Here is an 11,920-nt window from a genome sequence, read left to right on the forward strand (position 1 = left end):
CGGAATGGTGCAGGCCAGGCCGCGCGCGGCGCGGCGCAGCGCCGCCGCGGCCGCAAAGCGCGATGGGCGGCGCAGATGCCAGGCGCGATCAGGCGTTGACGTCGACGACGATGCGGCCGCGCACCTTGCCGCGGATCAGCTCGTCGGCGAGCGGGATCGCATCGGCGAGGCCGACTTCGCGGCCGATGTCGCCGAGCTTCGCGACGTCGAGGTCGGCCGCGAGGCGGCGCCATGCGGTCAGGCGCTCGTCGCGCGGACACATCACGCTGTCGATGCCGACCAGCGTGACGCCGCGCAGAATGAACGGCGCGACCGTCGCCGGGAAGTCCATGCCGGCCGCGAGCCCGCATGCGGTCACGACGCCGCGGTAGCGCGTCGTCGCGCAGACGTTCGCGAGCACGTGGCTGCCGGCCACGTCGACCGCGCCGGCCCAGCGTTCCTTGCCGAGCGGCTTGCCGGGCGCGCCGAATTGCGCGCGATCGAGGATCTCGGCCGCGCCGAGCGCGCGCAGATAGTCGCCGTCTTCCGGGCGCCCGGTGACCGCGACGACGCGATAGCCGAGCCGCGCGAGAATCGCGGTCGCGACGCTGCCGACGCCGCCCGCCGCGCCCGTCACGACGATCTCGCCGTCGCCGGCGCGCAGGCCGTGCCGTTCGAGCGCCATCACGCAGAGCATCGCGGTGTAGCCGGCCGTGCCGATCGCCATCGCCTGCTGCGGCGAGAACGCGTCGGGCAGCGGCACGAGCCAGTCGCCGTCGACGCGCGCCTTCTGCGCGAGGCCGCCCCAGTGCGTTTCGCCGACGCCCCAGCCGTTGAGCACGACGCGGTCGCCGCGGCGATAGTCGGGATGCGCGCTGTCTTCGACTTCGCCGACCAGATCGATGCCGGGCACCATCGGAAACCGGCGCACGACCGGGCTCTTGCCCGTGATGGCGAGCGCGTCCTTGTAGTTCAGCGTCGAATACGCGACGCGCACCGTCACGTTGCCGTCGGGCAATTGCGCGTCCTCGAGCGTTTGCACGCGCGTGCGCTGGCCGGTTTCGTCCTTGTCGATCAGGATGCCGTGGAACACGTGTTCTCCTTTCTGGTGCAGTCGCCCAGTCAATGAAAAGATTCAGCGACGCAGCGCGTCGAAGAAGTGCTGCGCGAACAGCACGAGCGGCGCGTCGCGGCGTTCGAGCTTCGCGCGCAGCACCGCGCCTTCCCAGCCGATCCAGAAAAACGCGGCGAGCTCGGCCGGCGCGGCCGCGTGCGACAGTTCGCCGGCCTGTTGCGCGGCGCGCAGGCAGTCGGCGAGGCGGCGCTGCCAGTCTTCGAACGTCGCCTGCAGCCGCGCGCGGAAGGTTTCCGGCAGCGCGCCCATTTCCTGACCGAGATTGCCGATCAGGCAGCCGCGCCGATAGTCGTAGCGCGCCATCCCGTCGCGCGCATCGTCGACGAACGCGCGCAGGCGCTGCAGCGGTGAGCGTTCGGCGTCGCCGAAGTGGCGGTCGAGCTTGCGTGCGAAGAATTCCGCATAGCGGTCGATCAGCGCGAGGCCGAACGCTTCCTTGCTGTCGAAGTAGTGATAGAACGAACCCTTCGGCACGCCGGCCCGGCCGAGGATTTCGTCGAGCCCGGTCGACGAAAAACCCTTTTCGGTCAGGATCTCGAGCCCCGTGCGCAGCAGCATGTCGCGCGTCGCGACGAGGTCGTCGTGCTGCTTCGGCGGCCTGCCGCGACGGCGTGGCAGTTCGGTGCATGTGTCCATGCGGCGAATAATAGACCGTTCGTCTCAAAAATAAAACGGCGCGCGGCGTCGATCCGTACTGGCGTTAACCCGCGATTAAAAAAGCTTATCGCGGTGAAAAATTCCGCATCTTATTGAACCGATATCGGCTCGATATAGTGGCTCGCTTTCCGCATGCACCGAGCGCATGCCGCCGACCTTCCGCAGGAGCCCGCTGATGACCGACACCCGCTTCACCGAAATCGAGGATCTGCTGCCCGCCGCCGGCGCGCTGCGCGAGATCCGCCATCACATCCACAGTCACCCCGAACTCGCGTACGAGGAGCACGACACGGCCGCGCTCGTCGCGGACAAGCTCGAGCAGTGGGGCTGGCAGGTCACGCGCGGCGTCGGCAAGACCGGTGTGGTCGGCACGCTGCGTGTCGGCGACGGCACGCGCAGCATCGGCATCCGCGCCGACATGGACGCGTTGCCGATCGTCGAGGCGACCGGCCTGCCGTATGCGAGCGCGACGCACGGCAAGATGCATGCATGCGGTCACGACGGCCACACGACGATGCTGCTCGGCGCCGCGCAACATCTCGCGAAGACGCGCCGTTTTTCCGGCACCGTGCATCTGTATTTCCAGCCGGCCGAGGAGCATGGCGTCGACAGCGGCGCAAAGAAGATGATCGACGACGGTCTGTTCGAACGCTTCCCGTGCGACGCCGTGTTCGGCATGCACAACCATCCGGGCGCGGCGCCGGGCGTGTTTCTCACGCGGCGCGGGCCGTTCATGTCGGCCGGCGACAAGGCCATCATCACGATCGAAGGCGTCGGCGGCCATGCGGCGCGTCCGCATCTGACGGTCGACCCGGTCGTCGTCGCGGCGAGCATCGTGATGGCGCTGCAGACGATCATCGCGCGCAATGTCGATCCCGCGCAGCCGGCGGTCGTGACGGTCGGATCGATGCACGCGGGCACCGCGAACAACGTGATTCCGAACGGCGCGCGTCTCGAGCTGAGCGTGCGCTCGTTCAGCCCCGACGTGCGCGCGCTGCTGAAGCGCCGCATCGTCGAACTCGCCGAAACGCAGGCCGCGAGCTACGGCGCGACGGCGCAGGTCGAGTACATCGAAGGCTATCCGGTCGTCGTCAATACGGATGCCGAAACGGATTTCGCGGCGCAGGTCGCGCGCGAACTCGTCGGCGACGCGCAGGTGGTCGAGCAGGCCGATCTGCTGATGGGCAGCGAGGATTTCGCGTTCATGCTGCAGCAGCGGCCCGGTTCGTTCGTGCGGCTCGGCAACGGCGAAGGCGAGGACGGCTGCATGGTCCACAACCCGAAGTACGACTTCAACGACCGCAATCTGCCGATCGGCGCCGCGTTCTGGGCGCGCCTCGTCGAGCGTTATCTCGCGCAGTGACCGCACACGCGGGCGGCCCGTGCGTCGGGCCGCGTTCCAAGGAGACGTGAACGATGCAGAAAGACCCTGTCGCGCTGCACCCCGCACACGCCGCGGCGATGGCCGTCGGCGCGCCGGCCGGCACGCGCCGCGGCGCGATCGCGGCGGCCGTGATCGGCAATTGGCTGGAATTCTTCGACTTCACCGTGTACGGCTTTTTCGCGGTGCTGATCGGCAAGCTGTTCTTTCCGTCGAGCGATGCGACGACGTCGCTGCTGCTGTCGGTCGCGACGTTCGCGGCCGGCTTCTTCACGCGGCCGCTCGGCAGCGTCGTGCTCGGCGTGTATGCGGACCGCAAGGGACGCAAGGCCGCGCTGAACCTGACGATCATGCTGATGGCGGTCGGCACCGGGCTGATCGCGGTCGCGCCGACCTATGCGCAGATCGGCGTGGCTGCACCGCTGCTCGTCGTCTGCGCGCGGCTGATGCAGGGCTTCTCGCAAGGCGGCGAATTCGGCGCGGCGACCTCGACGCTGCTCGAACAAGGCGGCGCGTCGCGCCGCGCGTTTCGCGCGAGCTGGCAGCTCGCGACGCAGGGCGGCGCCGCGCTGATGGGTTCGGGCTTCGCGGCGCTGCTGTCGAACACGATGACGAAGGCCGCGTTGGAAAGCTGGGGCTGGCGCCTGCCGTTTCTCGTCGGCGTGCTGATCGCGCCGGTCGGCATGTTTTTACGCCGCCGGCTCGCGGACGATGCGCCCGCCCACCGCCATCACGCGATCGAACGCGGCGTGCTGCGCGAGCTGTTCTCGAAGCACGCGCGCACGGTGCTGCTGCTGATGCTGACGGTGATGGGCGGCACGGTGTCGACGTACATCCTGACGTTCTACATGCCGACCTACGCGATCCATACGCTCGGGCTGCCGATGAAGCTGTCGATGTTCGTCGGCGTCGCGTCGGGCTGCGTGATGCTCGTCACGTGCCCGCTGTTCGGCTGGCTGTCGGACCGCATCGGCAGCCGCCGCCTGCCGATCTTCGTCGGGCGCGGCGTGCTCGTCGCATTGCTGTTCCCGGCGTTCTGGCTGATGAACCATCATCCGTCGCTGTCGGTGATCCTGCCGCTGACCGCGCTGATGCTGCTGTTCTATTCGCTCGGCTCCGCGTCGGAAATGGCGCTGATGTGCGAATCGCTGCCGCGTCACGTGCGCGCGACCGGCATTTCGATCGCCTATGCGCTCGCGGTGACGCTGTTCGGCGGCACCGCGCAGCTGATCGCGACCTGGCTCGTGAAGGTGACGGGCAGCAAGCTTGCGCCGGCCGGCTACGTCGCCGCGTGCGTCGTGCTGTCGCTGATCGCGGTCGCGATGCTGCGCGAGACCGCGCACGAATCGATGGACTGACGCCGCGCGCACGCGCGGCGCGCGCTCAACCGCGCCGCGCGACGAGCTCCGACACGGTCTGTGCGGCTTCCTGCAGCGGCCCGAGAAACTCCTTGACCATCTGCTTGGCGGTATGCCGCTGCGCATTGCCGCTGATGTTCATCGCGGCGATGATCTGCCCGCGCCGGTTGCGGATCGGCGCGGAGATCGACATCAGCCCCACTTCGAGTTCCTGATCGACGACGGCCCAGCCTTGCTGACGGACTTGCGCGATCGTCGCCTTCAGTTCCGCCGGATCGGTGATCGTGCGCGGCGTGTGCGCGCGGATTCCGCTCTGCGCGAGCGTCTCGTCGAGCGCCGCGTCGTCGAGTGCGGACAGCAGCACGCGGCCCATCGACGTACAGTACGCGGGCAGCCGGCTGCCGATCGACAGATTGATCGTCATGATCTTGTGCGTCGGCACGCGCAGCACGTAGACGATCTCGGTGCGATCGAGCACGGCGGCCGAACAGCTTTCGTGGATGCGCGCGGACAACTGTTCCATCACGGGCTCCGCGAGATTCCAGAACGGCATCGACGTCAGATAGGCGAAGCCGAGTTCGAGAATCTTCGGCGTGAGCCGGAACAGCCGGCCGTCGGCCTCGACGTAGCCGAGCGTCTGCAACGTGAGCAGGATGCGGCGCGCGCCCGCGCGCGTGAGGCCAGTGGCCGACGCGACTTCGGTCAGCGTCTGCTCGGGACGCTGCGCGTCGAACGCGCGGATCACCGCGAGGCCGCGCGCAAACGACTGGACGTAGGAATCGCCGGGTTTCTGAATGTCTTCGGTGGTCATGAGCAGTCGGAATAGGTGCAGCCGAGAAGATAGCGTACCGGGCGCGACGCGCCAACCGCACGGCCGACCGCGCGCTTGACAGGTCGTCCCCGCACTCCCTATGATGCGCTGAACGTTCGATACACGATCTGATGTTCGTATATAGAACATTTAAGCGCATCCCGGCGGGCAATGCAAGGGGCGCGCCCTGTTCATTTCCCAGCCTTGATGAAGCCGGCGTTCGCGCAGCGCGCTGCCCGGCCGACAGGAGACACTGATGACCGAAGCTTTTCTGTGTGATGCGATTCGTACGCCGATCGGCCGCTACGGCGGTGCGCTGAAAGACGTTCGCGCCGACGATCTGGGCGCGGTGCCGCTGAAGGCGCTCGTCGAACGCAACCGCGACGTCGACTGGAACGCGATCGACGACGTGATCTACGGCTGCGCGAACCAGGCCGGCGAAGACAACCGCAACGTCGCGCGCATGTCGCTGCTGCTCGCGGGGCTGCCGCAAGGCGTGCCCGGTTCGACGATCAACCGGCTTTGCGGTTCCGGGATGGACGCGGTCGGCGTTGCCGCGCGCGCGATCAAGTCGGGCGAGGCCGCGTTGATGGTGGCCGGCGGCGTCGAAAGCATGACGCGCGCGCCGTTCGTGATGGGCAAGGCCGCGAGCGCGTTCGCGCGTCAGGCCGACATCTACGACACGACGATCGGCTGGCGTTTCGTCAATCCGCTGATGAAGCAGCTGCATGGCGTCGACTCGATGCCGGAGACGGCCGAGAACGTCGCGGTCGACTACAACGTGAGCCGCGCCGATCAGGATCTGTTCGCGCTGCGCAGCCAGCAGAAGGCGGCCCGCGCGCAGCAGGACGGCACGCTCGCCGAGGAAATCGTGCCCGTCACGATTGCGCAGAAGAAGGGCGACCCGCTTGTCGTGTCGCGCGACGAGCATCCGCGCGAGACCTCGCTCGAAGCGCTCGCGAAGCTGAGGGGCGTCGTGCGTCCGGACGGCACGGTGACGGCCGGCAACGCGTCGGGCGTCAACGACGGCGCGTGCGCGCTGCTGCTCGCCAACGAAGCGAGTGCGAAGCGCTTCGGGCTCACGCCGCGTGCGCGCGTGCTCGGCATCGCGACGGCGGGCGTCGCGCCGCGCGTGATGGGCATCGGGCCGGCACCGGCGACGCAGAAGCTGCTCGCGCGCCTCGGGATGACGATCGATCAGTTCGACGTGATCGAACTGAACGAAGCGTTCGCGTCGCAGGGCCTCGCCGTGCTGCGCATGCTCGGTGTTGCCGACGACGATCCGCGCGTGAACCCGAACGGCGGCGCGATCGCGCTCGGCCATCCGCTCGGCGCGTCGGGCGCGCGGCTCGTGACGACGGCGATGTATCAGCTGCATCGAACGAACGGCCGCTTCGCGCTGTGCACGATGTGCATCGGCGTCGGCCAGGGCATCGCGATCGCAATCGAACGCGTGTGATCGCGGCGCGTCGAAGCGGTTTCAGCAGCCGCTTTGACGCTGCGCGACAGGCAGGGCCGGGGGCATTACGTTGGGTATGCCTTCGGCGGCCCTTGCCGATAGATGAATCGGCGCGGTACGTCGCGCGACGCATCGTCGACGGCGTGTAGCGCGTCGTCACGCAGCGCCTGGATGCGCGTGACGATCGCGCTTCGGTCTCTCCTCTAGACGAGCCGCAATGCTTCGTTGGCGCGTACATGCATCGATAACGTCCCGCATGCCGCAGCGGTACGGTCCGCCAAATGCGTGCTTCGTTCGCTATCGACCGCAAATCGCCGCAGCGCCGCCTCTGCGATTTCATCCCTCTCTTCCTTCATCGAATCCCACGCGACACGCACGGGCTGCCTTCCCGCATATCGACCGGCACCACGTGCAACGCACCCGCATAGCGCATGACGGCCGTTTCGAAAAGAGCAAGCGGTGACTATCGCCGAATGATTTGATCGAAATCATCGTTGCGGCGGAATTCGCATCGTCAATGCGCGTGCCGACTCAGGTTCGCCGCCGAATTGCCGACAGTAACGGGAAGGCCGTCATCGAGCGATCCATCGCTGTCCGGCTACGGAGCACGATCGTCCGCATTGCGTGGACAATCGCTCCGCCTTTCGGAGCCCGCATGCGCAACAACCAGCCTGTTACCCAACAAGAATTCGATTTTCCCGACGACGCGACGCTGATGTCGACGACCGATGCCGACAGCGTGATCACGTATGCGAACACCGCGTTCGCCCAGGTCAGCGGCTTTTCGAACGACGAACTCGTCGGTCAGCCGCACAACGTCGTGCGCCATCCCGACATGCCGCGCGACGCGTTCGCCGATATGTGGGCGACGCTCAGGCGCGGCGAGCCGTGGACCGCGCTCGTCAAGAACCGCCGCAAGAACGGCGATCACTACTGGGTGCGTGCGAATGCGGTGCCGATGATGCGCGACGGCGTGCCGGTCGGCTACATGTCGGTGCGCACCAAGCCGCCGCGCGACGAAATCGATGGCGCCGACGCGCTGTATCGCGCGATCCGCGAGGGCAAGGCGGGCCGTCGGCGGTTTCACAAGGGGCTCGTCATCCGTACGGGGCTGCTGCGCGTCGCATCGCTGACGCAGACGATGTCCGTGCGCACGCGCGTGCACGCGGCGCTCGCCGTGCTCGCACCGGCCGTCGTCGGCGCCGCATATGCATGCGGACTGTCGGGCGCGGGGCTTGCCGTATTCGGCGCGTCGGCCGTCGGGGCGACCGCCGTCGCCGCGCTATGGCTCGACGCGCAGATCGTGCGTCCGCTGAAGCGGCTGCACGACCAGGCGCTGAACGTCGCGACCGGCGCGAGCCGGCGCGGCGTGCGGATGAACCGCGTCGACGAGATCGGCATGACGCTGCGCACGATCAACCAGCTCGGGCTGATGCTGCGCTGGCTCGTCGACGACGTCACCGAGCAGGTACATACCGTGCAGCGCGCGAGCAACGAGATCGCGCAGGGCAACGACGATCTGAGCGCGCGCACCGAACAGGCCGCATCGAGCGTGCAGGAGACGGCCGCGTCGATGGCCGAGATGACGACGACCGTCGACAGCAATGCGGAAACGGCGCTGCAGGCGAACCGGCTCGCGATGTCGGCGAGCGATGCGGCCGAGCGCGGCGGACAGGCCGTGTCGGACGTCGTCGCGACGATGCGCGAGATCACCGACAGCTCGCGCAAGATCGCCGACATCATCGGCGTGATCGACGGCATCGCGTTCCAGACCAACATCCTCGCGCTGAACGCGGCCGTCGAAGCGGCGCGCGCGGGCGAGCAGGGGCGCGGCTTCGCGGTCGTCGCCGGCGAAGTGCGGGCGCTCGCGCAGCGCAGCGCGCACGCGGCGAAAGAGATCAAGACGCTGATCGGCGCGAGCGTCGAGCGTGTCGAATCGGGCGCGCGGCGCGTGGATGAAGCGGGCCGCACGATGGAGGACATCGTCGCGCAGGTGAAGCGCGTGTCGGATCTGATTGCGGCGATCAGCGCGTCGACGGCCGAGCAGAGCACCGGCGTCGCGCAGGTCGATCAGGCGGTCGTGCATCTCGACACGATCACGCAGCAGAATGCGGCGCTCGTCGAACAGAGCGCGGCGGCGTCGGCGAGCCTGAAGCAGCAGGCCGCGCGGCTCGTGGATGCGATCGAGGTGTTTCGCTGAACGCGTGCGACGCGAGGAGGAAAGTGACGCGGGCGCGGCGGAGAGGGCACCGGCCCGCGTCGGGTCCGCCCGGTTCCGGCCGGGCGGGCCGCGCCGTCAGACGGCGAGACAGAGGTACTTGATCACGACGTAGTCGTCGATCCCGTAGTGCGAGCCTTCGCGGCCGAGGCCCGACTGCTTGACGCCGCCGAACGGCGCGACCTCGTTCGAGATCAGCCCGGTGTTGACGCCGACCATGCCGTATTCGAGCGCTTCGGCGACCTTCCACACGCGGCCGATGTCGCGGCTGTAGAAGTACGCGGCGAGGCCGAATTCGGTGTCGTTCGCGAGGCGGATCACTTCGTCGTCGCTGCCGAACTTGAAGAGCGGCGCGAGCGGCCCGAACGTCTCTTCCTTCGCGACCTTCATCGCCGGCGTGACACCCGTCAGCACGGTCGGCTCGAAGAAGCCGTGGCCGAGCGCGTGACGCTTGCCGCCGGTCACGACGGTCGCGCCCTTCGCAAGCGCGTCCTCGATGTGCGCCTCGACCTTCAGCACGGCCGCTTCGTTGATCAGCGGACCCTGCATCACGCCCGGCTCGGTGCCGCGCCCGACCTTCAGCTCGGCGACCGCCGCCGCGAGCTTCTGCGCGAACTGGTCGTACACGGCTTCATGCACGTAGAAGCGGTTCGTGCAGACGCAGGTCTGGCCGCTGTTGCGGTACTTCGACGCGATCGCGCCCTGCACGGCCGCATCGAGATCGGCATCGTCGAACACGATGAACGGCGCGTTGCCGCCGAGCTCCAGCGACACCTTCTTCACCGTCGCCGCGCATTGCGCCATCAGCAGACGGCCGACCGGCGTCGAGCCGGTGAACGACAGCTTGCGCACGATCGGGTTCGACGTCAGTTCGCCGCCGATCGCCTTCGGATCGCCGGTGACGACGCTGAACACGCCGGCCGGCACGCCCGCGCGTTCGGCGAGCACGGCCATCGCGAGCGCCGAGAACGGCGTCGCTTCGGCCGGCTTCACGACGATCGGGCAGCCGGCCGCGAGCGCGGGACCGACCTTGCGCGTGATCATCGCCGCCGGGAAATTCCACGGCGTGATCGCCGCGCAGACGCCGACCGGCTCCTTCGTCACGACGATGCGCTTGTCGCTCGCCGGCGTCGGGATCGTGTCGCCGTACACGCGCTTGCCTTCCTCGGCGAACCACTCGAGGAACGACGCCGCATAGCCGATCTCGCCTTTCGCTTCGGCGAGCGACTTGCCCTGCTCGGTGGTGAGGATCAGCGCGAGATCGTCGGCGTTTTCCATCATCAGGTCGTGCCACTTGCGCAGGATCGCCGCGCGCTCCTTCGCGGTCTTCTTGCGCCACGCCGGCCACGCGGCGTTGGCCGCGTCGATTGCCTGGCGCGTCTCCGCCGCGCCCATCGTCGGCACGGTGCCGACGAGGCCGCCCGTGGCCGGATTGCGGACCTCGAACGTCTCGCCGTTCGCCGCGCCTTGCCATTCGCCGTTGATGTACGCCTGCTGGCGGAACAGCGACGGATCTTTCAGTGCCAGGGTTTCTTGAACAGTGCTCATTCCGGTACCTGCTGTGAAGATGAAACGGCCGCCGCCGTCCTCACGACGGCGGCGGCACATTCGGTTGACGGGAACTCAGGCCGGCACGCCGACCGTTTCCTTCAGCACTTCCTCGAGGATCGCGAGCGCTTCGTCGAACACGGCTTGCGGGATCGTCAGCGGGAACAGGAAGCGCACGACGTTCGAGTACACGCCGCACACGAGCAGCAGCAGCCCGCGCTCGAGCGCACGCGCCTGCACGCGCTTCGTGAATTCGGCGTCCGGCTCGCCGGTGCCCGGCTTCATGAACTCGACCGCGATCATCGCGCCCGGGCCGCGCACGTCGGCGATCTGCGGCACCTCGGCCTGCAGCGCGTTCAGCTTCGCCTTCAGCGTGTCGCCGAGCTGCGTCGCGCGCTCGCACAGCTTTTCTTCGTCGATGATCTCGAGCACCGCGTGCGCCGACGCGACCGCGAGCGGGTTGCCCGCATACGTGCCGCCGAGGCCGCCCGGCGCGGCCGCGTCCATCACGTCCGCACGACCGACCACGCCCGACAGCGGCATGCCGCCCGCGAGGCTCTTCGCCATCGTGATCAGGTCGGCCAGCACGTCGTAGTGCTGCATCGCGAACAGCTTGCCGGTACGCGCGAAGCCCGTCTGCACTTCGTCGGCGATCAGCAGGATGCCGTGCTCGTTACAGATCTTGCGCAGCGCGCGCACGAACTCGGCCGGCGCCGGGTTGAAGCCGCCTTCGCCCTGAACCGGTTCGAAGATGATCGCGGCGACGCGCTTCGGATCGATGTCGGCCTTGAACAGCATCTCGATCGCCTTGATCGAGTCGGCGGTCGTCACGCCGTGCACGGCGTTCGGGTACGGCGCGTGGAACACGTCGCCCGGGAACGGACCGAAGTTCAGCTTGTACGGGGCGACCTTGCCGGTCAGCGCCATGCCCATCATCGTGCGGCCGTGGAAGCCGCCCGAGAACGCGATCACGCCCGGACGGCCGGTTGCCGCGCGTGCGATCTTGATCGCGTTTTCGACGGCTTCGGCGCCGGTCGTGAAGAACGCCGTCTTTTTCGGGAAGTCGCCCGGCGCGCGTTCGTTGATCTTTTCGGCCAGCTCGACGTACGACGCGTACGGCACGATCTGGTAGGCGGTGTGCGTGAAGAGGTCCAGCTGCTCCGCGATCGCCTTGACGATCTTCGGATGACGATGGCCCGTGTTCAGCACCGCGATGCCCGCGGCGAAATCGATGAAACGGCGGCCTTCGACGTCCCACAGCTCCGCGTTCTCGGCGCGGGCGGCGTAGAAGTCGCACATCACTCCGACGCCGCGCGGGGTCGCGGCGTTCTTGCGGGCCAGCAGGTCGGCATTCTTCACGGTCATCTCCTTGAT

At 68.1% G+C, this 11,920-nt stretch carries 9 protein-coding genes; 4 read left to right on the top strand and 5 right to left on the bottom strand.

What is annotated here, in order from left to right; translation table 11 throughout:
• Positions 1-88: 88 nt before the first annotated feature.
• Together BCR55_RS22260 and BCR55_RS22265 are read right to left on the bottom strand one after the other, a co-directional pair.
• The gene (locus BCR55_RS22260; protein ID WP_065495951.1) at positions 89-1,072 is read right to left on the bottom strand and encodes an MDR family oxidoreductase; all 984 of its coding nucleotides are present in this window, start codon (positions 1,070-1,072) and stop codon (positions 89-91) included.
• A 42-nt stretch (positions 1,073-1,114) separates the two neighbouring features.
• Entirely contained in the window at positions 1,115-1,750 is a 636-nt protein-coding gene (locus BCR55_RS22265) for a TetR/AcrR family transcriptional regulator (protein ID WP_006408749.1), read from the bottom strand.
• 196 nt (positions 1,751-1,946) lie between these two features.
• Here BCR55_RS22265 and BCR55_RS22270 point away from each other — a divergent pair, with 196 nt between their 5' ends.
• Together BCR55_RS22270 and BCR55_RS22275 are read left to right on the top strand one after the other, a co-directional pair.
• The gene (locus tag BCR55_RS22270) at positions 1,947-3,134 is read left to right on the top strand and encodes a M20 aminoacylase family protein (RefSeq protein WP_065495953.1); all 1,188 of its coding nucleotides are present in this window, start codon (positions 1,947-1,949) and stop codon (positions 3,132-3,134) included.
• Between the two features lie 53 nt (positions 3,135-3,187).
• Positions 3,188-4,510 carry an MFS transporter gene (locus tag BCR55_RS22275; protein WP_059936272.1) on the top strand — a complete coding sequence of 441 codons (1,323 nt, stop codon included), beginning with the start codon at positions 3,188-3,190 and terminating at the stop codon, positions 4,508-4,510.
• A gap of 25 nt (positions 4,511-4,535) precedes the next feature.
• On the opposite strand, the gene BCR55_RS22280 is transcribed toward BCR55_RS22275, so the two are convergent.
• On the bottom strand, positions 4,536-5,321 hold the full coding sequence (locus BCR55_RS22280; RefSeq protein ID WP_006397278.1) for an IclR family transcriptional regulator: 786 nt from the start codon (positions 5,319-5,321) through the stop codon (positions 4,536-4,538).
• Positions 5,322-5,577: 256 nt separating this feature from the next.
• Here BCR55_RS22280 and pcaF point away from each other — a divergent pair, with 256 nt between their 5' ends.
• Both pcaF and BCR55_RS22290 read left to right on the top strand, forming a co-directional pair.
• Complete coding sequence (gene pcaF / locus BCR55_RS22285) at positions 5,578-6,780, top strand: 3-oxoadipyl-CoA thiolase (RefSeq protein WP_065495955.1); 1,203 nt, start codon at positions 5,578-5,580, stop codon at positions 6,778-6,780.
• Between the two features lie 655 nt (positions 6,781-7,435).
• Positions 7,436-8,980, top strand: a complete 1,545-nt coding sequence (locus BCR55_RS22290) for a PAS domain-containing methyl-accepting chemotaxis protein (protein ID WP_006411219.1) — start codon at positions 7,436-7,438, stop codon at positions 8,978-8,980.
• A 96-nt stretch (positions 8,981-9,076) separates the two neighbouring features.
• On the opposite strand, the gene gabD is transcribed toward BCR55_RS22290, so the two are convergent.
• Both gabD and BCR55_RS22300 read right to left on the bottom strand, forming a co-directional pair.
• Positions 9,077-10,546, bottom strand: a complete 1,470-nt coding sequence (gene gabD / locus BCR55_RS22295; protein WP_035489163.1) for an NADP-dependent succinate-semialdehyde dehydrogenase — start codon at positions 10,544-10,546, stop codon at positions 9,077-9,079.
• A gap of 75 nt (positions 10,547-10,621) precedes the next feature.
• The gene (locus BCR55_RS22300; protein ID WP_045593479.1) at positions 10,622-11,911 is read right to left on the bottom strand and encodes a 4-aminobutyrate--2-oxoglutarate transaminase; all 1,290 of its coding nucleotides are present in this window, start codon (positions 11,909-11,911) and stop codon (positions 10,622-10,624) included.
• Between the last annotated feature and the right edge of the window lie 9 nt (positions 11,912-11,920).

Source organism: Burkholderia sp. CCA53, from assembly GCF_001685525.1.
Lineage (GTDB): Bacteria > Pseudomonadota > Gammaproteobacteria > Burkholderiales > Burkholderiaceae > Burkholderia > Burkholderia multivorans.

Bases quoted from the DNA above. Each gene is read 5' to 3' on its own strand.
- BCR55_RS22265 (WP_006408749.1), bottom strand. From the start codon at position 1,750: ATGGACACATGCACCGAACTGCCACGCCGTCGCGGCAGGCCGCCGAAG.
- BCR55_RS22270 (WP_065495953.1), top strand. From the start codon at position 1,947: ATGACCGACACCCGCTTCACCGAAATCGAGGATCTGCTGCCCGCCGCC.
- BCR55_RS22275 (WP_059936272.1), top strand. From the start codon at position 3,188: ATGCAGAAAGACCCTGTCGCGCTGCACCCCGCACACGCCGCGGCGATG.
- BCR55_RS22280 (WP_006397278.1), bottom strand. From the start codon at position 5,321: ATGACCACCGAAGACATTCAGAAACCCGGCGATTCCTACGTCCAGTCG.
- pcaF (WP_065495955.1), top strand. From the start codon at position 5,578: ATGACCGAAGCTTTTCTGTGTGATGCGATTCGTACGCCGATCGGCCGC.
- BCR55_RS22290 (WP_006411219.1), top strand. From the start codon at position 7,436: ATGCGCAACAACCAGCCTGTTACCCAACAAGAATTCGATTTTCCCGAC.
- gabD (WP_035489163.1), bottom strand. From the start codon at position 10,546: ATGAGCACTGTTCAAGAAACCCTGGCACTGAAAGATCCGTCGCTGTTC.
- BCR55_RS22300 (WP_045593479.1), bottom strand. From the start codon at position 11,911: ATGACCGTGAAGAATGCCGACCTGCTGGCCCGCAAGAACGCCGCGACC.